Source organism: Streptococcus mitis, assembly GCF_946188615.1.
Classification (GTDB): domain Bacteria; phylum Bacillota; class Bacilli; order Lactobacillales; family Streptococcaceae; genus Streptococcus; species Streptococcus mitis_BZ.
Window position 1 is genome coordinate 160,981 of sequence record NZ_CAMHVK010000005.1, and the last position, 24,756, is coordinate 185,736.

21 protein-coding genes, 17 tRNA genes, 1 pseudogene and 1 riboswitch are annotated in these 24,756 nt (G+C 42.4%); of the genes and pseudogenes, 7 read left to right on the plus strand and 32 right to left on the minus strand.

What is annotated here, in order from left to right:
- Window positions 1–897: 897 nt before the first annotated feature.
- The 6 genes from OCF95_RS06655 to OCF95_RS06680 all read right to left on the minus strand — a co-directional run bounded on the left by OCF95_RS06655 (window position 898) and on the right by OCF95_RS06680 (window position 7,768).
- Window positions 898–2,124: a DegT/DnrJ/EryC1/StrS family aminotransferase gene (locus OCF95_RS06655; protein ID WP_084926233.1), complete on the minus strand. Its 1,227-nt coding sequence runs from the start codon at window positions 2,122–2,124 to the stop codon at window positions 898–900.
- Between the two features lie 42 nt (window positions 2,125–2,166).
- A complete protein-coding gene (locus OCF95_RS06660; protein WP_261105102.1) occupies window positions 2,167–2,859 on the minus strand; it encodes a sugar transferase in 693 nt (230 codons plus the stop codon).
- A 183-nt stretch (window positions 2,860–3,042) separates the two neighbouring features.
- Window positions 3,043–4,785: an ABC transporter ATP-binding protein gene (locus OCF95_RS06665; protein WP_261105103.1), complete on the minus strand. Its 1,743-nt coding sequence runs from the start codon at window positions 4,783–4,785 to the stop codon at window positions 3,043–3,045.
- Complete coding sequence (locus tag OCF95_RS06670; protein ID WP_261105104.1) at window positions 4,775–6,520, minus strand: ABC transporter ATP-binding protein; 1,746 nt, start codon at window positions 6,518–6,520, stop codon at window positions 4,775–4,777. Before OCF95_RS06670 ends, OCF95_RS06665 begins: the two co-directional genes overlap by 11 nt.
- Before the next feature lie 160 nt (window positions 6,521–6,680).
- On the minus strand, window positions 6,681–7,316 hold the full coding sequence (locus tag OCF95_RS06675) for a DUF421 domain-containing protein (protein ID WP_000174456.1): 636 nt from the start codon (window positions 7,314–7,316) through the stop codon (window positions 6,681–6,683).
- Window positions 7,313–7,768, minus strand: a complete 456-nt coding sequence (locus OCF95_RS06680; protein WP_000675332.1) for a DUF3290 family protein — start codon at window positions 7,766–7,768, stop codon at window positions 7,313–7,315. Before OCF95_RS06680 ends, OCF95_RS06675 begins: the two co-directional genes overlap by 4 nt.
- Window positions 7,769–7,901: 133 nt before the next feature.
- Here OCF95_RS06680 and OCF95_RS06685 point away from each other — a divergent pair, with 133 nt between their 5' ends.
- The 4 genes from OCF95_RS06685 (at window position 7,902) to OCF95_RS06700 (ending at window position 11,422) form a co-directional block, all read left to right on the plus strand.
- The gene (locus OCF95_RS06685; protein WP_150922457.1) at window positions 7,902–8,729 is read left to right on the plus strand and encodes an exodeoxyribonuclease III; all 828 of its coding nucleotides are present in this window, start codon (window positions 7,902–7,904) and stop codon (window positions 8,727–8,729) included.
- A gap of 11 nt (window positions 8,730–8,740) precedes the next feature.
- Window positions 8,741–9,127: a bleomycin resistance protein gene (locus OCF95_RS06690; RefSeq protein WP_060805816.1), complete on the plus strand. Its 387-nt coding sequence runs from the start codon at window positions 8,741–8,743 to the stop codon at window positions 9,125–9,127.
- 233 nt (window positions 9,128–9,360) lie between these two features.
- Window positions 9,361–9,456: riboswitch (purine riboswitch) on the plus strand.
- Window positions 9,457–9,578: 122 nt separating this feature from the next.
- The gene (locus tag OCF95_RS06695) at window positions 9,579–10,160 is read left to right on the plus strand and encodes a xanthine phosphoribosyltransferase (protein ID WP_261105105.1); all 582 of its coding nucleotides are present in this window, start codon (window positions 9,579–9,581) and stop codon (window positions 10,158–10,160) included.
- On the plus strand, window positions 10,160–11,422 hold the full coding sequence (locus OCF95_RS06700; protein WP_261105106.1) for a nucleobase:cation symporter-2 family protein: 1,263 nt from the start codon (window positions 10,160–10,162) through the stop codon (window positions 11,420–11,422). Before OCF95_RS06695 ends, OCF95_RS06700 begins: the two co-directional genes overlap by 1 nt.
- Before the next feature lie 28 nt (window positions 11,423–11,450).
- On the opposite strand, the gene OCF95_RS06705 is transcribed toward OCF95_RS06700, so the two are convergent.
- The 3 genes from OCF95_RS06705 to OCF95_RS06715 form a co-directional block, all read right to left on the minus strand.
- Window positions 11,451–11,855 carry a PaaI family thioesterase gene (locus OCF95_RS06705; RefSeq protein ID WP_000651223.1) on the minus strand — a complete coding sequence of 135 codons (405 nt, stop codon included), beginning with the start codon at window positions 11,853–11,855 and terminating at the stop codon, window positions 11,451–11,453.
- Between the two features lie 69 nt (window positions 11,856–11,924).
- The gene (locus OCF95_RS06710) at window positions 11,925–13,406 is read right to left on the minus strand and encodes a UDP-glucose--hexose-1-phosphate uridylyltransferase (protein ID WP_261105107.1); all 1,482 of its coding nucleotides are present in this window, start codon (window positions 13,404–13,406) and stop codon (window positions 11,925–11,927) included.
- 18 nt (window positions 13,407–13,424) lie between these two features.
- A complete protein-coding gene (locus OCF95_RS06715) occupies window positions 13,425–14,603 on the minus strand; it encodes a galactokinase (protein ID WP_261105108.1) in 1,179 nt (392 codons plus the stop codon).
- A gap of 164 nt (window positions 14,604–14,767) precedes the next feature.
- Here OCF95_RS06715 and galR point away from each other — a divergent pair, with 164 nt between their 5' ends.
- On the plus strand, window positions 14,768–15,772 hold the full coding sequence (gene galR, locus OCF95_RS06720; RefSeq protein ID WP_084926241.1) for a DNA-binding transcriptional regulator GalR: 1,005 nt from the start codon (window positions 14,768–14,770) through the stop codon (window positions 15,770–15,772).
- A 33-nt stretch (window positions 15,773–15,805) separates the two neighbouring features.
- Here galR and OCF95_RS06725 read toward each other — a convergent pair whose 3' ends face one another.
- Complete coding sequence (locus OCF95_RS06725; RefSeq protein WP_000095928.1) at window positions 15,806–16,696, minus strand: cation diffusion facilitator family transporter; 891 nt, start codon at window positions 16,694–16,696, stop codon at window positions 15,806–15,808.
- A gap of 132 nt (window positions 16,697–16,828) precedes the next feature.
- Here OCF95_RS06725 and OCF95_RS06730 point away from each other — a divergent pair, with 132 nt between their 5' ends.
- The gene (locus OCF95_RS06730; protein WP_004235331.1) at window positions 16,829–17,365 is read left to right on the plus strand and encodes a TetR/AcrR family transcriptional regulator; all 537 of its coding nucleotides are present in this window, start codon (window positions 16,829–16,831) and stop codon (window positions 17,363–17,365) included.
- A gap of 136 nt (window positions 17,366–17,501) precedes the next feature.
- On the opposite strand, the gene OCF95_RS06735 is transcribed toward OCF95_RS06730, so the two are convergent.
- The 5 genes and pseudogenes from OCF95_RS06735 to OCF95_RS06755 all read right to left on the minus strand — a co-directional run bounded on the left by OCF95_RS06735 (window position 17,502) and on the right by OCF95_RS06755 (window position 21,767).
- Window positions 17,502–19,022: an ABC transporter permease/substrate-binding protein gene (locus OCF95_RS06735; RefSeq protein ID WP_125454890.1), complete on the minus strand. Its 1,521-nt coding sequence runs from the start codon at window positions 19,020–19,022 to the stop codon at window positions 17,502–17,504.
- Complete coding sequence (locus tag OCF95_RS06740) at window positions 19,015–19,743, minus strand: ATP-binding cassette domain-containing protein (protein WP_261105109.1); 729 nt, start codon at window positions 19,741–19,743, stop codon at window positions 19,015–19,017. Before OCF95_RS06740 ends, OCF95_RS06735 begins: the two co-directional genes overlap by 8 nt.
- Before the next feature lie 14 nt (window positions 19,744–19,757).
- Window positions 19,758–19,949: pseudogene (locus OCF95_RS06745) on the minus strand (nuclear transport factor 2 family protein); the annotation flags it as partial.
- Between the two features lie 34 nt (window positions 19,950–19,983).
- A complete protein-coding gene (locus OCF95_RS06750; RefSeq protein WP_084930309.1) occupies window positions 19,984–20,427 on the minus strand; it encodes a MarR family winged helix-turn-helix transcriptional regulator in 444 nt (147 codons plus the stop codon).
- 146 nt (window positions 20,428–20,573) lie between these two features.
- Window positions 20,574–21,767, minus strand: a complete 1,194-nt coding sequence (locus tag OCF95_RS06755) for an O-antigen ligase family protein (RefSeq protein WP_261024715.1) — start codon at window positions 21,765–21,767, stop codon at window positions 20,574–20,576.
- A 282-nt stretch (window positions 21,768–22,049) separates the two neighbouring features.
- Here OCF95_RS06755 and birA point away from each other — a divergent pair, with 282 nt between their 5' ends.
- Window positions 22,050–22,985, plus strand: a complete 936-nt coding sequence (gene birA / locus OCF95_RS06760) for a bifunctional biotin--[acetyl-CoA-carboxylase] ligase/biotin operon repressor BirA (RefSeq protein WP_261105110.1) — start codon at window positions 22,050–22,052, stop codon at window positions 22,983–22,985.
- A 186-nt stretch (window positions 22,986–23,171) separates the two neighbouring features.
- Here birA and OCF95_RS06765 read toward each other — a convergent pair.
- From OCF95_RS06765 to OCF95_RS06845, 17 genes are all read right to left on the minus strand, one after another.
- A tRNA-Ser gene (locus OCF95_RS06765) sits at window positions 23,172–23,259 on the minus strand.
- Window positions 23,260–23,265: 6 nt separating this feature from the next.
- Window positions 23,266–23,339, minus strand: a tRNA-Ile gene (locus OCF95_RS06770).
- Between the two features lie 34 nt (window positions 23,340–23,373).
- Window positions 23,374–23,444: transfer RNA gene (locus OCF95_RS06775), tRNA-Gly, on the minus strand.
- Between the two features lie 20 nt (window positions 23,445–23,464).
- Window positions 23,465–23,537, minus strand: a tRNA-Phe gene (locus tag OCF95_RS06780).
- A 3-nt stretch (window positions 23,538–23,540) separates the two neighbouring features.
- A tRNA-Met gene (locus OCF95_RS06785) sits at window positions 23,541–23,614 on the minus strand.
- Between the two features lie 10 nt (window positions 23,615–23,624).
- Window positions 23,625–23,714 (minus strand) — tRNA-Ser (locus OCF95_RS06790).
- A gap of 12 nt (window positions 23,715–23,726) precedes the next feature.
- Window positions 23,727–23,800: transfer RNA gene (locus tag OCF95_RS06795), tRNA-Ile, on the minus strand.
- Between the two features lie 13 nt (window positions 23,801–23,813).
- Window positions 23,814–23,887, minus strand: a tRNA-Met gene (locus tag OCF95_RS06800).
- Window positions 23,888–23,892: 5 nt separating this feature from the next.
- A tRNA-Pro gene (locus OCF95_RS06805) sits at window positions 23,893–23,966 on the minus strand.
- Window positions 23,967–23,981: 15 nt separating this feature from the next.
- Window positions 23,982–24,055 (minus strand) — tRNA-Arg (locus OCF95_RS06810).
- A gap of 11 nt (window positions 24,056–24,066) precedes the next feature.
- Window positions 24,067–24,152, minus strand: a tRNA-Leu gene (locus OCF95_RS06815).
- Window positions 24,153–24,159: 7 nt separating this feature from the next.
- Window positions 24,160–24,231: transfer RNA gene (locus tag OCF95_RS06820), tRNA-Gly, on the minus strand.
- A gap of 22 nt (window positions 24,232–24,253) precedes the next feature.
- Window positions 24,254–24,326: transfer RNA gene (locus OCF95_RS06825), tRNA-Thr, on the minus strand.
- Between the two features lie 18 nt (window positions 24,327–24,344).
- Window positions 24,345–24,426, minus strand: a tRNA-Leu gene (locus tag OCF95_RS06830).
- Between the two features lie 5 nt (window positions 24,427–24,431).
- Window positions 24,432–24,504 (minus strand) — tRNA-Lys (locus OCF95_RS06835).
- Window positions 24,505–24,528: 24 nt separating this feature from the next.
- A tRNA-Asp gene (locus tag OCF95_RS06840) sits at window positions 24,529–24,601 on the minus strand.
- Window positions 24,602–24,603: 2 nt separating this feature from the next.
- Window positions 24,604–24,676 (minus strand) — tRNA-Val (locus OCF95_RS06845).
- Window positions 24,677–24,756: the final 80 nt, after the last annotated feature.

Consider the following 24,756-nt stretch of genomic DNA (forward strand, 5'->3'; position numbering starts at 1 on the left):
TGTCCTAATTTAATATTCATATAAATTCCATACCAGAAAATGACACCGCTGTCATTTTCTTTATAATATATTTTTAAATCAAAATTGTCAAGGAATAACACAATAAAATATCAAAATTGTGAAAGCGTGACCATTTATATATCTAACCATACTTCTAATAATTCTTTAACCTTCCATTCAAAAGTGATTACTATCTTTCTTAGCTTGAACATAAAAATATCCTATTCACTGTATTTAAAGCATGTTGATATCTCGTAAAATACTAATTTATAAATACAAGAACAAATATCTTGTCATGCAAGCATTCACCAGGTATATTTACATGAATATCGTTCATATAGCGGATTGAAATCAAAACAATACAATATATTTCTTAAATAGATTTTCTATAAAAGCTAGATTCAAGCTCTATAAAAATAGACGCAGTTCTTCTAAAATACTGGAATAGGACATATAGATCATTGTAGACACGTGTTTTATAGATTATTTCAAAAGAATGACTAGAACATGAAAAATAGTCTCAAAACTTTGAACAATATTCTGAAAACAAAAAAGAAAGACGCGAGTTTCCACAACCTCATTCGTGGAAACTCGCGTCTTTCAAAAAATAGGGTGAATTGAAAACTAGAACAAGACACTACATTTTCTAAATGATGCCTAATAAAAATTCTAAATGCTACACCAAATTGCTCACATCTCATTTCAAACCATACAGTATATTGAAACTATAAGAGTACACCTTTGCTTCTAAAATATTGCTAGAAATTAATTTGACTATCCTGATTAATTTGTCCTGTTTTTATTTCATTTTACTATAGGACTTTCAATTGAAAACAACAGTTTTACACTCAATTAGACTTTTTAGAAACAGAATCACTATTACTTGACTGTAGTTTGTCATTTTTTTGATAAAGCTAGCACTTTTTCAGAAACTGTTTTGAAAGTCTCAATGATATAGTCTACTTCTTCATCGCTTAATTTAGTGTGAAGAGGGAGCGTAATTTCATTTTCAAAGAAGGCATAGGCTCTTGGATAATCTGCCATATCAAAGCCAAGATTCTTATAGGCTGTCAAGAGAGGAAGTGGTTTGTAGTGGACATTACTTGCAATTCCTGCTTTGGCCAATTCTTGGATGATAAGATTGCGTTCTTCTAGGCTCGCTCCTTCTACATGGGTGATGTAGAGGTGACGACTTGACTCAACAGTTTCCGTCTTATGTGCCAATGGATGGATGCGAGAACCTGCAAAACCACGATCATAGCGGTCCACAATGTCCTTACGACGTTGCAACAAACCAGAGTAGCGGTCCAATTGTACCAAACCAAGGGAAGCCATGATATCTGTCATATTGCACTTGTAGGCTGGTGTCACGATATCGTATTCCCATGAACCCAGTTGCATCTTGGCTAGGGCATCTTTTGTTTGACCATGAAGGGAAAGGATTTGGAATTCCTTGTACATCTCTTCATCGTCAATCGCTGGATTGGCTTTCCAAGTGGCACTTCCACCTTCTGCCGTTGTAAAGTTCTTAACGGCGTGGAATGAGAAGGAAGTAAAGTCAGCGATAGAACCAGCCGGTTGACCCTTGTAAGTTGATCCCAAAGCGTGGGCACTATCAGAGACAATCACAATACGGTTAAAGGCTTTTTGCCACTTGCTTGAAGCAGTAAAGAGGTCACGTTTCTTTTCCACAACTTGGAACAAACGGTCATAGTCGCAAACAATCCCTGCGAGCTCTACTGGGATGATCACCTTTGTCTTTTCAGTGATAGCTTGCTCCAGCAAGTCATAGTCCATCTCAAACGTATCTGCTTGAATATCCACCATGACAGGGGTCGCTCCTACGTGAGTGATGACACTACATGAAGCTGTATAAGTCATAGCTGGAACGATGACTTCATCTCCAGGACCCACTTCCAAAACACGCAAAATCAACTCAAGAGCGGCAGTTGCAGAGTTAAGACAGACAGTCTTGGGCGTCTGTGTATATTGAGACAAGCGACGCTCCAGTTCTTTGGTCTTAGGACCTGTTGTGATCCAACCAGAACGCAGGGTATCCGCTACTTCAGCAATTTCTGCTTCCGTAATATCGGGTGGTGAAAATGGAATATTGTAATTTAGCATTGATTTGCTCCTTTTATCTGTACTCATTTTCTCATGACTACTTTATTTTAGCACTTCAAACACGGTTTGAAACATGATTTTGATGTCTCCAAGGAAACTAAACTCTCGGAGATAGGTGAGGTTATAGCGCATCTTTTCAGGAAGGACGTGTTCGACATAGGCTTGGTCAACCGACAGACCTTTCTCCGTCATTTGACTGATGATAGTGTCCTCATCCTTATAGTTGATGCTGGCTGGAGAGGTAATCCCTGCTGGCAAAAGCAAGGTTGCCATCATTTCAGGGCTATACTGCTCTGTGTAGCGTGGCACTTCAGGTCGTGTACCGACAAAGGACATTTCGCCTTTAAGAACATTGACCAACTGAGGCAGTTCGTCCAAACGGACACGGCGGATAAAATTGCCAACCTTGGTAATGCGGTTATCGTTAGCAGAAGTCACCAGACTCCCTTTTTTATCCGCATCCGTTACCATGGTACGGAACTTCCAAATCTTGAACCGACGGTTATACTGGGTCACTCGTTCTTGCTTGTAAATCACTGGCCCCTTGCTATCCAACTTGATCCAAATGCTCAAAATGAGAAAGATGGGAGAGGTCAAAACCAGTACAACCAAGGCCAAAAACCAGTCCAAACAACGCTTGAAAATCAGCGAACCCTTCCTTTTAGAGACAAGCTGGTAGTAAGACTCAACCTCGCTTGATTTCATTTCCACGGGCAAGTCTTCCCATTTCAGCATGCTGTTTCTCCTTTGTTTTTATTATGCTATTTGTCAACATTTTTCATTATACCACAAAATGGAAAAGGCGGTGAAAGAAATCTGTAATTTGAAGGATTTCCTTCTGATACTCAATAAAAATCAATGTACAGCATTGAGATTGCAGATAAAGCTGACATGGCTTGAATAGATTTTCAAAGAGTATTAAGACATGGCACCCGCCTGCAAACTATACATCTTGTGATAGGTTCCTCCCAGAGCCAAGAGTTGCTCATGGGTTCCACTCTCGATAATGCGCCCCTTGTCCAAAACATAGATGCAGTTGGCGTCTTGGATGGTAGAAAGGCGATGAGCGATGGCAATGGTTGTCCGTCCCTGTCTCATCTTCGCCAGAGAAGCTTGAACCAAACTTTCTGTTTCAGAGTCAATATTGGCTGTCGCTTCATCCAAAATCAGGATTTTAGGCTGACTGGCGACTGTTCTAGCAAAGGCAAGAAGCTGACGCTGACCAGTAGAGAAGCTCGAACCACGCTCAGAAACAGGGGCATCATATCCCTGAGGAAGTTCTTGAATAAAGGAATCTGCATCCACGAAGGCTGCCGCAGCCTGGACCTGCTCATCACTGATTTCTTGGTACATGGCGATATTGGACTTAATGGTCCCATGATAGAGGAAGGGCTCCTGCAAGACCAGACCGATGTTTTTTCTCAGCTCTTCCTGGCTGAAATCCCTAATATCCACATCATCCAAGAGAACTCTCCCTGACTGGAATTCATAAAAGCGCATGAGAACATTGATAATCGAAGATTTCCCAGAACCTGTATGACCCACAAAAGCAATGGTTTCACCCTTGTTAACCGAAAAGGAAATATCATCCAGAATCGGATGTTTGCCATCATATGAGAAGCACACATGTTCAAATCGAATATTGCCTTCTTTGACTTTGGCCTGCCCATTTTCTTGAAGGGGCTCATAGGTCCTCTCATCAATCAAAGCAAAAACACGACCTGCAGAAACCATAGACGTTTGCAGGGTTGAAAAGTTTTGCGTCACTTCAATCAAGGGATCAAAGAGACGATTGATGTACTGGATAAAGGCATACATGGTTCCTGCCGTTATTCCCAGATAAAGTCCACGATAGCCAAAATAGGCCATCAAGACAGCATAGCCTAGAAGTTTCAGCAAACTCATGGCAGGGCGCAAAAAGAGGGCATCCAAGGCTACAGAACGGTTGGCATAGACCAAGTGTTCTTGGTTGATTTCATCAAACTCTGACTGTAGGCGCTTCTCTTGATTAAAGGCCTGGATTATTCTGATTACCTCGATGTTTTCTGCCAGCTTACTATTGATATCTGACAAGAGACTTCTAGTTTTTTCGATGATTTTCACTGATTTTTTCCGATAGAGATTGACCAAAAGGAAAATCAAGGGGAGAAAGAGCAAGACTAATGCAGTCAAACGAAAATCCAACACCAACATGGTATAAAGAGTTGTCAGAAAGATGAAAACTGCTGAGATAAAGCTGGACAAAATTCCCGAAAACATATCACTGATGGTCTCGGTGTCATTTGTCAAACGAGAGACGATAGAGCCTGCTGGCGTCTTGTCAAAATAAGACATGCCCAGCTTTTCCATATTGGCAAAGGCATCGCGACGAATATCCCTAACAATACTGTAAGACACGCGCGCAAAGAGAAGATTGCCGACATACTGGACCAGAGTTTGTAGGATATAAAGGCCATAGTAGGCCAGCAAAACGGTCACAGCGAGTTGATTGAGATTGCTGAGATACTGGTCGATAAAGTGGGAAGCCACAAGGGGAATGACACTTTTGATGACCGTCGTCGCTAGGAGAAAACTGAGTGCCAAAAAGGTAAGGAGTCCATAAGGCTTGAGATAAGACATCAAGCGCTTCAATACAGCCCATTGTTCTTTCTTATTCTGCATCTTCTTCTCCTTTCATTTCCAGCTGCTGAGACTGGTAGGTTTGGGCATACCAGCCATCCAAAGCTAGCAAGTCTTCGTGCCTGCCTCGTTCGATAATTTGACCATTTTGCAGGACTAAAATCAGATCTGCATGGACAACTGCACTCAGGCGATGAGCCGTGATAATGGTTGTTTTGTTCTTTCGCGTCTCCTTGAGGTTGTCGATGATGGCATACTCTGTCTTGGCATCCACGGCTGACAAAGAATCATCCAAAATCAAGATATCAGGATCTAAAATCATGGCCCGACTCATGGCCAGACGCTGCTTTTGACCTCCAGAAAGACTGACTCCCTTTTCACCAATCAACGTATCAAATCCCTGAGGCATGTCTACAATGTCTTGATAAACTTGAGCTAGCTTAGTCGCTTCCTCGACCGCTGAAAGGGGCAAGTTAGGATTGCCAAAGCGTATATTGTCTAAGATTGAATTCGCAAAGAGGAACTGGTCCTGAGGAACGTAGCCCATGAGACTACGAAGGTCTGTCAGACGATAATCTCTAATATCATGACCATTTAGATAAATGGCTCCCTTGTCCACATCGTATTCACGCAAGAGGAGTTTGATCAAAGATGTTTTCCCAGAGCCTGTCTGACCGACCAAGCCCAGTGTTTGCCCTTTTTCCAAGCTAAAGTGAATATCCGTCAGTGTTTCCTCATTTTCAAAGGCAAAGCTATCAATATCATACTGCAAGCGCCCGTTTACAATGCCATCTAAAGGAAACTCAGGATCTTGTACAGGTGATTCCTGAGACAAGAGTTCCTCAATCCGCTGGTAGGAAACCTTCCCTCGCTGAGTGATATTAAAGAGGAAACCGATAGCCATAAGAGGCCAAACCAGCATATCCAAGTAGCTGATAAAGGTAACCAGATTTCCAACCGTGATTTTCCCTTCCTGAACCATCAAGGAACCGACCAAAAGCGTTAAAACATAGGAGGAGCCAACAAACAAGAGAACCATGGGGTCAAAGAGACTATCGTATTTCATGGTTTGCAGGTTCTTTTGGAAGGTCAATTCATTGACTGCCTGAAAAGACTCCAGCTCGTCTGCCTGATAACCGAAAGATTTGGTCACTTTGATACCTGATACAGACTCCTGCACCTTGTTATTGAGTTCAGAAAAGGCAGCTTGGGACTCTCCAAAGGCTCTGTGAGTCTTTCTACCTAGACGACTGGTCGCATAGGCCATGAAAGGCAGGGGAAGAATGGCAACCAAGGTCATTTGCCATGAAATGCTAAAGAGCATGGTCAACAAGGTCACTAAAGCTGTGATTGAGGCATCCACCGCTGACATAACCCCTCCCCCTGCCAGACGCGTTAAGGCATTGATATCGTTGGTTGCGTGTGCCATCAGGTCCCCCGTCCTATAGGTTTGATAAAAGGCTGGAGACATTTTTGTGAAATGCTCAAATAAGCGAGAGCGCATAATCTGTCCCAAACGGTAGGAAGTACCGAGGATATACATACGCCAAACATAGCGCAGATAGTACATCCCAAAGGCAGCAAGTAGCAAGTAAAATAGGTCAAGAAGGAGGTCCTGCTGGGTTAATTGTCCCGATGTGATGGCATCAATCACCCGCCCCATGACCATAGGTGGAATGAGATTGAGGACGGAAACCAAGACCAGGGCCACAATTCCGACTAGATAACGGCGTTTTTCTAACTTGAAAAACCACCAAAGTTTTTGAATAATGGACATAAAATCCCTTTCTGATTGCAAATGAAAACCTGAGGCCAATACTCAATGAAAATCAAAGAGCAAACTAGGAAACTAGCCGCAGGCTGTACTCGAGTACGGCAAGGCGACGTTGACGCAGTTTGAATTTGATTTTCGAAGAGTACAAGACCCCAGGTTTTTCTTATTCATAGGTTACGACTGTAACAGCACCCTTGTCATACTCAGCGATAAAGATGTTGGCTACATTGTCATGCCCTTGCTTGCTGAGATTATCAAGCAGCCACTCTTCGCTACGACCAATCGATTCCAAGACATCGACTTGGATCACACCGTCAGTCACAACTGGATACTTAGGATTTTCATCTCCCATTTGAACCACGATGAGTTGGCCATTTTGTTCTTGCACAGCTCGTTTAACTTGCTTCATCTGGAAAATCCCTTGGCTACGAAGTTTGAGGGCTACATCCGATGCAGACAAGCCAACTGAACGACAGGCTTCTGGGTCAATCTGCCCATTTTTTATAAGGAGAGTTGGTTTTCCATCAATCAAGCGTTTGACAAAACGAACATTGTTATTGAGCCACTTGAGGGTCAAGACCAAAATCGTCCACATCATCAAAATCACTGCATACTGGAGAATGCTGATAGAACTATTGTAAATCACCCCACCGATGATACCACCGAGAACATAGTTCTGAATTTGGTCTGTCGCAGAGTTAGGTGCTAGGTTCCCCTTTCCTGTCACATTGATAACAAAAACAAGCGAGAAGAGCCCCAAGGCCAGTTTGATTAAAATTTCCATATAATTGAGTGTCATTTGTTTACCTCCACCAATTCAATAGCGTCTGTTTGATTCAATTCTAATTTCTCTAAAAGATACTTGTCTGGTTGGCTCCCGTTCATGGCGCGGTAGAAATTTGGACCTACCTTGACAAGCGCTCCATCAGTAGCTGCAGAAGTATTGACATAAACTTCTGATTTATCCACTCCCAAGTCTTTGGAAACAACCTCTATGAAATGAAGGGAGGTTTGAAATTGGTTGTTAGAGGCTTGATTGGTCTGGTATTTTGAGATTGTCACCAAAAGCATGGCCACCAAGGTCAAGGCCAAAATCATGACCAATTCCCGAAACTTAGTCCCCTTTTTATCTCGATAGGCTTTAAAAGCAAAAAATCCTGTGATAGCTAGGAGAACAATTCCAAAGCCAATCATGATGCCATTTTGCTGACTGATTTGGCTAAGTACATAGTCATATGAGTAAAATTTCATTTATTTTCACTCCCTTTCATAAAATCATTCTTAATTATAAACGAAAGAGAGTGATTTTTCAAGCCATACGTTGGGGAAATGGACCTTTTTTTGGTATAATAAAATCTATAATCTGAATGAAAAAGGTAACTTTATGAAACTCATCTCATGGAATATTGATTCCCTCAATGCTGCCCTAACTAGTGACTCAGCTCGTGCGAAATTGTCCCAAGAAGTCCTACAAACCTTGGTCGCTGAAAATGCTGATATCATTGCTATCCAAGAAACCAAACTTTCTGCCAAGGGGCCTACAAAAAAACACTTGGAAATTTTAGAAGAACTCTTTCCAGGGTATGAAAACACGTGGCGCTCTTCCCAAGAGCCTGCCCGTAAAGGATATGCTGGAACCATGTTCCTTTATAAGAAAGAACTCACACCCACTGTCACTTTCCCAGAAATCGGTGCCCCTTCTACCATGGACTTGGAAGGTCGTATCATCACGCTAGAATTTGATAAATTTTTCGTTACCCAAGTTTACACACCAAATGCTGGCGATGGACTCAAACGCTTGGAAGAACGTCAAATCTGGGATATCAAATATGCGGAGTACTTGGCTGGACTAGACAAAGAAAAACCAGTCCTTGCAACCGGTGACTACAACGTGGCCCACAATGAGATCGACCTTGCAAATCCTGCCAGCAACCGCCGTTCACCAGGATTTACCGACGAGGAACGTGCTGGATTTACCAACCTTTTGGCAACTGGATTTACCGACACCTTCCGCCATATTCATGGCGATGTTCCAGAACGCTACACTTGGTGGGCACAACGCAGCAAGACTTCTAAAATCAACAATACAGGCTGGAGAATCGACTACTGGCTCACAAGCAACCGCGTGGCTGACAAGGTGACCAAGTCTGATATGATTGACTCCGGTGCGCGCCAAGACCATACACCCATTGTCATGGAGATTGAACTCTAAGGAGAAAACGAATGGACTATCAAGCTGTCATTCCTGAATTTGTAGTATCTGACATCGAAAAATCACGCCACTTCTACTGCGACCTGCTAGGATTCTCTGTCGAATACGAGCGCCCCGAGGAGAAATTTCTCTTCCTCTCGCTTGAAGACTGCCAGCTCATGTTAGAAGAAGGCAGCGCAGAAGAATTAGCCCAACTGACCTATCCTTTCGGGCGCGGTGTCAATATTTCCTTTGGCATCAAGGATGTCCCCCAGCTCTACCAAAATCTGCTGTCAGCTAACTATCTCATCCATCGTCAACTGACAAAAAGAGAATTTCGTGTTGGGGATCACTATATCTATCCTCATGAATTTGCAGTTTTAGATCCAGATGGTTATTTTTTAAGATTTAGCGAGTAGAATAATAAAGATTGGAAAAAAGTCTTTAAAGTTAGAAAAAGGCATATTGTCAAGTCTTGAAAAATCTTGATAATATGCCTTTTATGATGGAAAAACCTTCTAAATGTTAGTCAATAAGTTAATTTTTGCCCATTTTTATTATATTTGTTCGTTTTTCAAACAAAAATACTAACAAAATATTTGATTTATAAAGTTATTTAGTGTAAAATAAAAACATTGGCTCAAGCCTATTTAAAATTAAATATCGTTTTACTTGTTTATGTCGTGAATTGGCACGATGTTTCTACAAGGTGCCGGAACACCTAACAATAAGTAAGTCAGCTTGAGGTATGGCCTTTTTTGCCATGCCTATTTTGAGGACTTACTTAGAGATTAAGTAGGTCCTTTTTCTATTTCTTGCTAGAAACTTTAAACAAGCAAATGGATTGGCTTTTAGACTTTAGGAGGTCTTATGAAATTATTAGAAGAGCGCATCCTCAAGAATGGGCATATCTTGGGTGATAACATCCTCAAGGTGGATTCCTTTTTAACCCACCAAGTTGACTATCAATTGATGCGAGAGATTGGTAAGGTTTTTGCGGAAAAATTTGCTTCTGCTGGTATTACCAAAGTCGTGACCATTGAAGCGTCAGGTATTGCCCCAGCCATTTTTACAGCTGAAGTCTTAAACGTTCCCATGATTTTTGCTAAAAAAGCTAAGAACATCACTATGAACGAAGGAATCTTAACTGCCGAAGTTTACTCCTTTACCAAGCAAGTGACCAGTACCGTTTCTATCGCTGGAAAATTCCTCTCACCAGAGGACAAGGTCTTGATTATCGACGATTTCCTTGCTAATGGCCAAGCTGCTAAAGGCTTGATTCAAATCATCGAACAAGCTGGTGCCACAGTCGAAGCTATCGGTATTGTGATTGAAAAATCCTTCCAAGATGGCCGTGATTTGCTTGAAAAAGCAGGCTATCCTGTCCTATCACTCGCTCGTTTGGATCGTTTTGAAAATGGTCAAGTCGTATTTAAGGAGGCAGATCTCTAATGCAAACTCAAGAAAAACATTCACAAGCAGCCGTTCTTGGCTTGCAGCACTTACTAGCCATGTACTCAGGATCTATCCTGGTTCCCATCATGATTGCGACAGCCCTTGGCTATTCAACTGAGCAGTTGACTTACCTGATTTCCACAGATATCTTCATGTGTGGAGTGGCAACCTTCCTCCAACTCCAACTCAACAAATATTTTGGTATTGGACTCCCAGTCGTTCTAGGAGTAGCCTTCCAATCCGTTGCTCCCTTGATTATGATTGGGCAAAGCCATGGAAGTGGCGCTATGTTTGGTGCCCTTATCGCATCAGGGATTTACGTAGTTCTTGTTTCAGGCATCTTCTCAAAAGTAGCCAATCTCTTCCCATCTATCGTAACAGGATCTGTTATTACCACGATTGGTTTAACCTTGATTCCTGTCGCTATTGGAAATATGGGAAATAACGTTCCAGAGCCAACTGGTCAAAGTCTCTTGCTTGCAGCTATCACTGTTTTGATTATCCTTTTGATTAACATCTTTACTAAAGGATTTATCAAGTCTATCTCTATTTTGATTGGTCTGGTTGTTGGAACTGCCATTGCTGCTAGCATGGGCTTGGTTGATTTTTCTCCTGTTGCGGCAGCACCACTTGTCCATGTCCCAACTCCCCTCTACTTTGGAATGCCAACCTTTGAAATCTCATCGATTGTCATGATGTGTATCATCGCAACAGTGTCTATGGTTGAGTCGACTGGTGTTTATCTAGCCTTGTCTGATATCACGAAAGACCCAATCGACAGCACACGCCTTCGCAACGGTTACCGTGCAGAAGGTTTGGCCGTACTTCTCGGAGGAATCTTTAACACCTTCCCATACACAGGATTTTCACAAAACGTTGGTTTGGTTAAATTGTCAGGTATCAAGACTCGTCTTCCAATCTACTACGCGGCTGGTTTCCTGGTTCTCCTTGGACTCCTTCCTAAGTTTGGCGCCCTTGCCCAAATCATTCCGAGTCCTGTCCTCGGTGGTGCCATGCTGGTGATGTTTGGTTTTGTGTCTATTCAAGGGATGCAAATTCTCGCTCGTGTTGACTTTGCTAACAATGAACACAACTTCCTTATTGCAGCTGTATCAATCGCTGCAGGTGTCGGACTCAACAACAGTAATCTCTTTGTCAGCATGTCAACAGCCTTCCAAATGTTCTTCTCAAACGGAATCGTCGTAGCTAGCCTACTCGCTATTGTCCTCAATGCCGTATTAAATCATAAAAAGAAATAAGAAAAAGAGGTGCGAGCCTCTTTTTATGTTATATCCTTACCTGTCTGTCTTCTGACCTTTGGCCTGTAACAAACATGGTAAAGGTTGCTTTACAGACATTTCTGCCTTCTTGATTGGTGATATCGACATCCACGACGCAGGTTGTGCGTCCTTGGTGGACACATTCTCCTTTAATGGTCAGCACATCGTCGAGTTTTCCTGCTTTGAGGTAGTTGATAGAAGACTGGAGCGTCACTCCATCAAGCCCCAGAGATATGACCACCAAACCACTGATCTGGTCGCAAAGGGTAAAGAGATAGCCACCATGGGCATTGCCATAGTAGTTGAGAGACGAGTCCACTACTTTGGTCGTCACCACAACGTGACCATCTCTCATTTGTTCAATTTCATAATTTTCAAAGGCAGATATAGCGTCAAAATGAAAGTCTTTCATGGTTTCCTCCTGATATTTCAGACGACACTATGATACTACTTTTTATAGGACTGTGCAAGGAGAAAGCTCCTAGTCTGGCAAAATTCCGACCTGCTCCACAAAGCGCATAAAAGCTGTCTGCCCTTGTTCCGTCTGCTTGTAGACTCCTGCATCCTCAAGTACACGCGCAAAGATAGCACCAACAGAGTCTTTGACGATTTCAAGGGCTTTTTCTTTATCTGTTATGTCTGGATGTTGGACTTTGAGTTGGTCTGCCCATTCCTGATGATAATCGGCAACTGCAACAGCTTCTCCTACAAGATAGCTAGCGACTTGCTCCACTTCTTCTTTCAGACGTGGTGGCAAGATTGCCAAGCCCATGACCTCAATCAAGCCGATATTTTCCTTCTTGATATGTTGGACATCCTTGTGGGGATGATAGATGCCATCAGGATGCTCTGGCGATGTCTGATTGTCTCGCAAGACCAAGTCCAACTCAAACTGTCCATCGCGTTTACGGGCAATGGGTGTGATGGTATGATGCGGTGTCCCATCAGTCTCAGCCAAAATCTGCACTTCAGGGTCTGAATACTGACGCCATTCCTGCAAAATCTTATCAGCCAAGTTGATCAAATCCTCTTTAGAATCCGAGGTCAAACGCAGCACTGACATAGGCCACTTGACAATCCCAGCCTTAACCTGCTCAAAACCTGCAAATCGAAAGGTCTTTTGCAAGGGAGCCAATTCCATAGGAAATACGTGACGGCCTCCCTGATAGTGATCATGAGTTAGAATAGAGCCCCCCACAATCGGCAAGTCGGCATTAGATCCAGCAAAATATCCTGGAAACTGCTCTACGATAGCCAGCAGGCGTTCAAAGCTCTGACGACTAATGGCCATGGGACGATGCTGGCCATCTAAAAAGATACAGTGCTCATTAAAGTAAGCATAGGGCGAATACTGGAATCCCCACTCCTGACCAGCCATTTCAAAACGGATAATACGGTGGTTGCTGCGAGCTGGGTGGTTAACTCGACCAAGGTAGCCCTCATTCTCTAGACAAAGCTGACACTGAGGATAATTACTAGCTTGCACCAACTTGGCTGCCGCAATCTCTTTCGGATCCTTCTCAGGCTTAGAGAGATTGATGGTAATTTCAAGCTCTCCGTAATCAGATTGAACACGATAAGCGATATTTTTAGCAATAGCCTTGAGTTTGATGTAGTCATTCTTCTGACTGAGTTGGTAGAAATTCGCTATCGCTTGCTCAGGAGATTGGGCATAGGTTGCCCAGAAGTCACGATTGACCTGACTTGGACAAGGAGTTACCAAGTTCATCAGTTCAGCACCGAGAATCTCACGCGCAGTCTGACTATCCTCAATCGTCTCTAATCGAACGGCTTCCTCAACCAACTGGTCTTTGAGGTCAATCAATTTATCTAGACCAGTCTCAACTTCCAAAACACCATCTCCCACTCGTGCCAAGACACGATTGGTCAGGTAGATTCGATCCATTTCCTCAAATGAACTTTCAGCAATAACGTGTATTACAAATTTATCTACTAAGGTCACTATAGAGCCTCCTTTTAACTAGTCAAGGACGCGAGTGCCACCTGCAACTTCAGCGATATAGAAGCTTGGAGCGTAGCCAACTACTTCCTCGTAGTGTTTGCCAACAGCTTCCTTAAAGGCATCAACAGTGTCTTTTTGCACCAAGGCAATGGCACATCCGCCAAAACCTGCCCCTGTCATCCGAGCACCGAGAACTCCTTCTTGATCCCAAGCTGTGTGAACAAGAGTATCCAATTCCAAACCAGTTACTTCATAGTCATGCTCTAGGGAAACGTGTGACGCATTCATCAAACGACCAAATGTTTCCAAATCTCCTGCTTGGAGGGCTGCTTGAGCTTTAAGGGTACGTTGATTTTCAAGCACAGCATGGCGAGCACGTTTCAAACGATTTTCATCTTTAATCAGATAGCTATATTGGTCAAAGGCCCACTCATCCAATTCACCCAAGGTCTGAATATCTAAGGCTACTTGCAATTCTTCCACTGCTTTTTCACACTCAGCACGACGTTCATTGTATTTAGAGTCCGCCAATTCACGGCGTTTATTGGTATTCATAATAACAACGACATTATCCTTCAAATCAAGTGGCACCAAATCATACTCTAAAGTGTTAGTATCTAAGTAAATAGCACGTTGGTCTGCACCCATACCGATAGCAAACTGGTCCATAATGCCAGAGTTGACTCCGATAAAGTTGTTTTCTGTTTGTTTTCCGATTTTAACCAAATCGAGACGCTCTAATTTTAAATCAAAGAGATGCTCTGCCACGACCCCTGTCAAAAGTTCCAAGGATGCTGAAGAAGACAAACCAGCACCATTTGGGATATTCCCATAAACAAAGAAATCAAAACCTTTGTCAATCACATGACCAGCTTCTTGCAAGAAATGAAGAACCCCTTTTGGATAATTGGTCCAATTGTGCTCTTTTTCAAACTTGAGGTCAGCGAGAGGCACTTCGATAATGCCCTTGTCCTCAAAATTAGCTGAGTAGAAACGTAAAACTTGGTCGTCACGCTTACGAGCTGCACCGTAAGTTCCCAAGGAAATAGCAGCTGGAAAAACGTGCCCACCGTTGTAGTCCGTGTGTTCACCAATCAAATTGATACGACCTGGTGAAAAGAAAGTTTGGTCTGCTTCTTGATCAAAAACAGCAAGAAAGTCTTTGCGAAGTGCTTCTGCAGTAAGATGTTGTGTCATTTGAATTCTCCTTTGACTGTCCGTTAAGCCACCTTAACATGTAATCGTTTTCTTCTATTGTATCCAAGGGATTTTCCAAGGTCAATCCTTTTTACTAAAATTTTACTAAACTATCAGTAAAATACAGAAAAATATGATATACTAACCTAAAAGGAGGAGGATTTATGGCTACCTTAAAAGACATTGCACAGCTAGCCTCTGTCTCTATCGCGACCGTATCCCGCGTCCTCAATCGCGACCAGAGCCTATCTGTTACAGAAGAAACCAGACACCGTATTTTAACCGTTGCTGAAGAGTTGGGCTACACTAAGCACCTCAAGACAGGCGAGTCCCACAAGCCCAAGCAAAAGATTGCCATTATCCAATGGGTCAGCGAACAAGGGGAGCTAGACGATCTCTACTACTACCAGATTCGCCTAGGAATAGAAAAAAGAGCCCAAGAACTGGACTATGATATTTTACGCTATTTTAATGACCATCCTTTTACACTGAGCGAGGAAGTCATCGGGATTCTCTGCATCGGAAAGTTTAGTCGAGCTCAGATCTCTGCCTTTGAAGAATACCAAAAGCCTCTTGTCTTTCTAGATAGCGATACCCTCTCGCTGGGACACACCTGCATTATCACAGACTTTTACACTGCCATGAAACAGGTTGTCGATTATTTTCTCAGCCAAGGGATGGACCGCATCGGGATTCTAACAGGCCTTGAAGAAACAACCGACCAAGAAGAAATCATTGAGGATAAGCGACTGGAAAATTTTAGAAACTACAGTCAAACAAAGGGAATCTATCATGATGAATTAGTCTTTCAAGGAAGCTTTACCGCCCAGTCTGGCTATGACTTGATGAAGGAGGCCATTCAGAACTTGGGAGACCAACTCCCACCAGCCTTTTTCGCAGCTAGCGATAGTTTAGCTATCGGTGCCCTCCGTGCCCTCCAAGAAGCTGGAATCAACCTGCCAGACCGCGTCAGTCTTATTTCCTTTAACGATACTAGCCTGACCAAGCAAGTCTATCCTCCCCTCTCCAGCATCACCGTCTATACCGAAGAAATGGGCAGAGCAGGCATGGATATTCTTAATAAAGAAGTACTCCACGGTCGCAAAATCCCTAGCCTAACCATGTTGGGAACCAGACTGACTCTGAGAGAAAGTACAAGGAATGAATAGGATAACAAAACGACCTCTAGCGAGGTCGCTTTTCTAATGATGATGCCCATGCTTCTGCTCTAATTCTCTCACCCTCCGCTTATGTTGCGCATGATTGCTTTGACTGCTATCTACTTCAATAGTGATATTCTGCACGCCTCTTTCTTCTAAACATTGACGCACCACTTCTTTGGTTTCCATCATCTGTTCCCAGTCCTTGATACAAATGTGAACAATAGCATTATTCTCTAGACCATCCATGGACCAAATGCTAAGTTGATTGACACTGTTGACATTGGGTAGAGCCTCTAAATCCTTCTCCAAATCACTTGTCTCGACTCCTTCTGGCACAGCATCTAGGAAAATTTTCAGTGCGCTCCAAAAGCGAGGAATGGCTTTCGACAGAATAAAGATAGAAATAACTAGTGATAAAAGCGGATCGAGGATATACCAGTCCGTAAATCGAAGAATAATCGCCATTAGAATGACGGCCAACCAACCAAGAGTGTCTTCCAAAAAATGCAGGCTAAGAATTGACTCGTTCTTTGTTTTCCCCTTACGAACTACCAGACTTGCTAGCACATTAATGGCTACTGCAATGATTCCCAGCCAGAGGATGCCTTCCTCATTGACGGGTTGCGGGTGAACAATCTTTGTGACATTTTCCAAGATCACTAGGACAGACCCTATCATAAGAATCACAGCCGTTAGCATGGCTCCTAAAAGACTAAAACGTTTGTAACCCAAGGTGTACTGTCTATCTTCTTCACGGTTTGAAATTGTTTCTAAAAGGGCTGAGATGCCAATGGCTATAGCATCTCCCAAGTCATGAACGGAATCAGCAAGAACTGCACTCGAACCAAAGATTCCTCCTGCGATAAACTCAACAATCGCATAGCTTAAATTTAAGAAAAAAGCTAACCAGATAGATGTTTTAGAACTCATTTCTCTCCCTCCTTTGGTATAATGGGTATATACATACTTCTTTCATTTGTATTATCTAATAAAATTCAAAGAAAGGATAGAAGCAAACTGTCAGCCATGTTCAGTTCTGAACAGTTTGTCTCAAGTGTCTACATGCCAAAAAGAGACCGTCGAGTCAGCAAGACGAAAAAAGCCATCTATCAAGCTTTTTTACAACTTTTGAACGACAAAGGCTATGATGCCACTACTGTTCAGGATATCATTGACCTAGCAGATGTTGGGCGTTCTACTTTTTACTGTCACTATGAAAGCAAGGAACTCCTTTTAGATGAGCTCTGTCGCTACCTCTTTCATCATCTCTTTGAAAGGGAAGGACACTTTACTACCGAGGACTACCTCGCACATATCTTTTTACATTTTCAGAAAAACCAGGACCATGTTACCAGTCTGCTATTTTCCAAAAATGACTACTTCCTCCGTCAACTCCATAAAGAGCTAGAACACCATGTCTATCCCATGTTGGCTGATGAGTTAAAAGAAGCCCACACTAATCTGCCTACTTCTTACCTCCAACACTTGGTCGTGTCCAACTTTATCGAGACATTGACCTGGTGGCTCAAAAAAGGACAAGACTTTACATACCAGGAAGTTGTCCAGTTTTATCTAGACCTTCTCATTCCTAAAAATTGAATACAGAGTAGAGCTCAGTTGCCTTATTTCTAGGCTACTGAGTTTTCATCTTTTCAACAATCAAAAAAGCCCAGACGACATTGTCTGAGCGTTCTTCTATATAGTCGTTTAACCAAGTTGAGTTTAGCTTTTCAAGCTATTTCTTCAACAAACCTTGTTCTTGTAGAAACTCCTTGGCTACTTGTTCTGCTGACCTGCCTTCAACACCGACTTGGTAGTTGAGCTGGCTCATCTGGCTTTCAGTAATTTTACCAGCCAATTTATTGAGAACTGTTTCCAACTCTGGATGTTTCTTTAGAAGAGCTTCTTTCATTAGTGGAGCCCCTTGATAAGGTGGGAAGAGTTGCTTGTCATCTTCCAATACCTGTAAATCATAACGTGCCAATTCCGCATCGGTTGAATAAGCGTCCGTGATTTGAATATCACCTGACTGAATTGCCTGATAGCGAAGGGCTGGCTCCATGGTCGCCACATTGAGATTGAGACCGTACATTGACTGCAAGCCCTTATTGCCATCTTCACGGTCATTAAACTCAAGTGTAAAGCCTGCCTTCAATTGCCCTTCCACTTTTTTTAAGTCCGAAATGGTCTTCAAGCCGTATTCCTGAGCAATCTTTTTCGGAACAGCTACAGCATAGGTATTTTGATAAGACATGGGTTTGAGATAGGATAGATGATCCTGTTTGGCAATGCCATCACGCGCCACATTATAAACTTGCTCTGGCTCATGACTCACTTTCGGTGATGGTTGCAGCAAACTTTCAGTCACCGTACCAGTAAATTCAGGATAGATATCAATATCGCCTTTTTTCAAAGCTTCATAAAGAAAGCTTGTTTTCCCAAAATTTGGTTTAACAGTCGCAGTCATGCTGGTATTTTCTTCAATCAGCAACTTATACATATTGGCCAAAATTTCTGGTTCCGGTCCCAATTTCCCAGCAATCACCAAGTTTTCCTTCTCTTTTTGAGCTAAGAGGGCTGGGCTATAAGACAGACCGAGCAATATTGTCACCAAGGCAAAACCAGAAAAAATCGTCCGCAATTTTGCCTTTTCCATCACTTTTAGTAGGAAGTTAAAGGCAATAGCAAGCACTGCAGCAGAAAGTGCCCCAATCAAAATCAGACTGGCATTATTACGGTCAATTCCCAAAAGGATAAAGGAACCTAGTCCCCCTGCCCCAATCAAGGCCGCCAAGGTTGCTGTACCGATAATCAAGACAGCTGCCGTCCGAATCCCAGACATCATAACAGGCATGGCAAGCGGAATTTCAAACTTCTTGAGACGCTCCCATCTAGTCATCCCAAAGGCGATCCCAGCCTCCTGTAGACTCGGATCAATTCCCTTTAGCCCAGTGATGGTATTTTGCAAAATCGGAAAGATCGCATAGATTACTAGAGCTGTCAATGCCGGTAAAGTCCCAATTCCCATCAAGGGAATAAAGAGTCCCAGTAAGGCCAGAGACGGGATGGTCTGAAAAATCCCTGCAATCTGCAAGACCCAATCCGCCATCTTCTCATGATAGCGAAGATAAACAGCCAAGGGAACCGCGATAAAAATAGCTAGTAACAAGGTCAAAAGTGACAACTGCAAATGTTGAGAGAGAGCTGTCAACCAATCACTAAAACGATCCTGAAAAGTTGCAATTAAATTAGTCATGAACACTACCTCCAAACAAATCTGCTACAAATTCTGTGGCAGGAGCTTTTAAAATGGTCTCGGGGTTCGCCACCTGACGAATCTCTCCATCCTGCAAGACAGCAATACGGTCACCTAATTTCAAAGCTTCATCCGTATCATGGGTCACAAAAATCGTTGTCATTCCAAACTCTTTATGCAATTCTTTAGTCAGAACCTGCAACTGTTTTCTCGAAATAGCATCCAAGGCTGAAAAGGGTTCATCCATGAGGAGAATCTTAGGCTGACCAATCATAGCCCGTACAATTCCAACCCGTTGCTGTTCTCCACCAGACAATTCACTCGGAAGTCGATGTCCATACTCAGCTACTGGCAAGCCAACCTTGTCCAAAAGCTCTTCTGTTTTCTGAGCAATTTTTTCCTTAGTCCATCCCTTCATCTCAGGAATCAGGGCAATATTTTCCGCGACCGTTAGATTAGGAAATAGGGCAATAGCCTGTAAAACATAACCAGTAGAAAGACGAAGATCCCGCTCGTCATAGTCTTTGATGCGCTTGCCATCCATATAAATATTTCCATCAGTCGGTTCCAAGAGACGGTTAATCATCTTAATCATGGTCGTCTTACCTGAGCCAGAAGGCCCAACTAAAACCATAAATTCCCCATTCTCAATCCGTAAATTGACATCTCTCAAGACATCTTTTTCTGTATAACGTAAAGCTACATTTTTGTATTCAATCATTCTGTATCCTCAATTTAAAACTTCCCTCGATTGGTCAAGTCTTCTACCTTAGGCATGACTTCCTTATTGCCCCAATACTCCACAATTTTCCCGTTTTCTAGACGGAAGATATCGTACTGGGCATAGGCAACTCAACCAATCCGATTCTGACCATAGCTAACCACATAGTTTCCTTGTCCTTAGAGTTGGAAAACAAAGTCAAAAGTGGCCTTTACTTATAAACAGCTAATTTGCTCCATTTTAAACCTCATTTTCCTCCTCTTTCAGATTAGCCAAAATTCTTTCTTGAAAGGCTTCAAACTGACGAATTTCTTCCTCTGAAAATCCTTTGTAAAAGATCGTATCCAATTTCTGACTGACACGATGCCCCACTTCTTTCTGAGACTGGCCCAACTCTGTTAAAACCAAATACTTCTTACGCTTATCTTTTCCACATGGACTAATAGTTACAAGATTTTGTTCCTCTAGCTTTTTAATCATCGTCGTCAGTGTATTATTAGCAAGCCCAGTTTCCAGAGCAATATCTGTCGCAGTTGCGCAGCCAGTTTTACTATTCCATAAAACCGCTAAAATCTTGCCCTGTTCACTCCGATAAAGAGCTTCAGGATCTTGGCTCAGTAACTTTTGAAAAATCCGCCCATTCAACAAACGAATATGATGGGCTACCAAATGACTATCTTTCATGACACCTCCAATTTATTTCGATATCGAAATGAATAAAATAATTGTAACACTCATTATTCCAACTGTCAACTATTTCGATTTAGAAATAATTTTTCCCAGTAAAAAAATCTCCTACCCAAGGTAGAAGAATTTTAATCTTATAAAACTTAATCCGTCATGTCCGATACCAAAGTTCGATGCTCCAATGGAATACTGCACATAACTAGCAAGAAAATGAAACCTGACTGAATCCAGAAGAGGGCCAAGTCAAAGATTCCGTGTACAGCAACCACTGTAAGGAAAGACAGATAAAGACCGATAATCGGACGTTTCCCCGACTCCTGACTCATATCCATCATCAAGCGAACAGGAGCAACAGAAGACAAGACTAGTAAAATAGTCCCCACAATTCCGTAACTCAGAATCGTATCAATATAAAGACTGTGAGCATGTTCATGATAAGGAGCATTTATTCTAGGATACGAGTGCATGTAGGTCAATGGCCCCTCACCCCAGAAAGGATTTTGCTTAAATAAGGCCATCCCAGCATCCCAGATAGAAATTCGTTCCTCCATAGAAGAGTCTAAAGTCCCCATCCGAACTCCCAAATCACTGGAAAAGAGGAAACTCAAGCCAATCGCAAAGACCCCAATACTAAGCCAAAAGGCCTTCCAGTTTTTAATGGTCGTAAAGAGATAAATAATGGCTCCAGCGATAATAGCAGGAAAGGCGGTTCGATTTTGAGTAAAGTTCAATCCAAAGAGATTAACAAAGCCTGCAAACACACAGAATACTTTCAACCAATTCAACTTGGTCGTTGTAAACAGATAGAAAGCAATCATGATACAGAAACAACAAATAATTCCATAATAATTAGGATTAAAGAAGGTCACTTCTGCACGATTCTGATGCCAGACCTGCATATTGGGTGAAAGAAAAGCATAGTTGAATTTCTTCACAATTTGGAAATGTTCTAAACTCGCAAAAGCAGCTGATAATACGCTACCAAACAAGACGAGCTGCAAAATCAATCGAAAGAATTTATGTGATAAAATCGACTGATAGTGCAAAAAGAAAACAGTAAATAGAAACATTCCTACTGAAGCCACAACTCCCATCCAATTTTGTGCAAAAACGGATATAACAGTACTATAGCCAAGAAAAAGAAGTAGCATCGGATGCTCCCCCATTTTCTGAAGAATACTTTTCATGTCTCCTGTAAAAATCAAACTAATAATATATAAACAGAATACAACTACAAAAAGATAAAAGGGTAAAAAGATACTCAGGATAATTCCCAATAAAATCAGCTCTTTACTAGACAACCCTTTCAGCTTTTCAATAAAGCCTATTGATTTCAAAATGAATCCTTTCTCTCCAAATCAGTTGATTCAGATAATAGTAAGCTACCCTATATTGTACCACTTTTTTAGCAATTTGAAAACAAAGGAAACGTTTACTAGGTAAAAAAGGGCGCAAAAATACTAATATTTCAAAACTCAAACTTAATGACTAGATTTACTATAAGAAAATCATACCGTAAAGACTAGGTATATGTTAAAATAGTAGTAATATAATAAGGTTTTGACCAACTATCCGAACAATATTTAAATCATTTACAATTCCTAAAGAAAGGAAACACTATGAAATCCTACCAAGCCGTCTACCAAATTCTAGCTAAAGAAACCGACTATATCAGCGGAGAAAAGATTGCAGAAGAACTATCACTGACCCGAACATCAATTTGGAAAGCCATCAAGCATTTAGAACAAGAAGGCATTGAAATTGATAGTATCAAAAACAAAGGCTATAAACTAGTGAATGGAGACCTTATTCTTCCAGAACTTCTAGAACAAAGTCTTCCAATTAAAATCAGTTTTAAACCCGAAACAAGATCAACACAACTCGATGCAAAAGAAGCAATTGATTTAGGAAATGAAGCAAACACCCTCTATCTAGCTTCCTATCAAACAGCTGGCCGAGGCCGTTTTCAACGTTCTTTCTACTCACCCCAAGGTGGCATTTATATGACACTCCATCTTAAACCCAATCTCCCCTATAACCAATTACCATCCTACACACTACTTGTAGCAGGAGCTATCTACAAAGCCATTAAGAACCTAACTTTAATAGATGTCGACATAAAATGGGTCAACGATATCTACCTCAAAAATCATAAAATTGGAGGAATCCTTACTGAGGCAATGGCGTCTGTAGAAACAGGTCTAGTCACAGATATCATTATTGGAGTAGGAATCAACTTTACTATTAAAGACTTCCCTCAAGAATTAAAAGAAAAAGCTGCTAGTTTATTCAAAGCTCCAGCACCTATTACCAGAAATGAATTAATCATAGAAATCTGGCGTTCTTTCTTCAAAACGCCAGCAGATGAGTTGTTATACCTATATAAAAAACAGTCATTCGTTCTAGGAAAAGAAGTGACTTTCACACTAGATCAAAAAGACCACAAGGGACTTGCTAAAGATATCTCTGAAAGTGGAAAACTTTTAGTTCAATGTGATAACGGAAAAGAAATCTGGCTCAATAGCGGAGAAATTTCACTCAAGAGTTGGAAGTAGTAATAAACAAGCACAACCATAAAATCAACAATATATAAAGATTTTAGCTTTTCTGCAGCCCACTACAGTTGACAAAGAGCGAAAAAAAAACTTCAGATAAGTAATCCAATTAAGTTTTACAAATCTGAAGTTTTTATTCTACTATTCTTAAAAATACAAAAAAAGAGTTATAAACTCTCAATAAAACGGAGAATAAGGGATTCGAACCCTTGCGCCAGTTACCCGACCTAACGATTTAGCAAACCGTCCTCTTCAGCCTCTTGAGTAATTCTCCTATTAATGGGCACGAGTGGACTCGAACCACCGACCTCACGCTTATCAGGCGTGCGCTCTAACCACCTGAGCTACGCGCCCAAGTTAAAAACTTGGTAATTTGAACAAAGTTCAAAGCGGGTGACGAGAATCGAACTCGCGACAACAGCTTGGAAGGCTGTAGTTTTACCACTAAACTACACCCGCATACACACTATAAGTAAAAATGGCGCGAGACGGAATCGAACCGCCGACACATGGAGCTTCAATCCATTGCTCTACCAACTGAGCTACCGAGCCTTATTGCGGGAGCAGGATTTGAACCTACGACCTTCGGGTTATGAGCCCGACGAGCTACCGAGCTGCTCCATCCCGCGTTAATACAAAAGGAGGATGTGGGATTCGAACCCACGCACGCTTTTACACGCCTGACGGTTTTCAAGACCGTTCCCTTCAGCCGGACTTGGGTAATCCTCCATATTATTCAAATGGACCTTGTAGGACTTGAACCTACGACCACTCGGTTATGAGCCGAGAGCTCTAACCAGCTGAGCTAAAGGTCCAACAAGATCTTTATAGCGGCGAAGGGGATCGAACCCCCGACCTCCCGGGTATGAACCGGACGCTCTAGCCAGCTGAGCTACACCGCCATATATCGGGAAGACAGGATTCGAACCTGCGACACCTTGGTCCCAAACCAAGTACTCTACCAAGCTGAGCTACTTCCCGAGTTAAATAGAAAAATGCACCCTAGAGGAGTCGAACCTCTAACCGCCTGATTCGTAGTCAGGTACTCTATCCAGTTGAGCTAAGGGTGCTCATTAGTTTATGCCGAGGACCGGAATCGAACCGGTACGATCGTTACCAATCGCAGGATTTTAAGTCCTGTGCGTCTGCCAGTTCCGCCACCCCGGCCTCTCTAAGCGAACGACGGGATTCGAACCCGCGACCCCCACCTTGGCAAGGTGGTGTTCTACCACTGAACTACGTTCGCACTGTTTTCTTCTATCTAAAAATGCCGGCTACATGACTTGAACACGCGACCCTCTGATTACAAATCAGATGCTCTACCAACTGAGCTAAGCCGGCTCATTTATTATATCTTAATGCGGGTTAAGGGACTTGAACCCCCACGCCGTTAAGCGCCAGATCCTAAATCTGGTGCGTCTGCCAATTCCGCCAAACCCGCATATATGACCCGTACTGGGCTCGAACCAGTGACCCATTGATTAAAAGTCAATTGCTCTACCAACTGAGCTAACGAGTCTAAAATAACTTACGTTATTTCAAACGGTCCCGACGGGAATCGAACCCGCGATCTTCGCCGTGACAGGGCGACGTGATAACCGCTACACTACGGGACCTATGGGAGTTAACGGGATCGAACCGCTGACCCTCTGCTTGTAAGGCAGATGCTCTCCCAGCTGAGCTAAACTCCCTAGAGCTAAGCGACTTCCATATCTCACAGGGGGCAACCCCCAACTACTTCCGGCGTTCTAGGGCTTAACTTCTGTGTTCG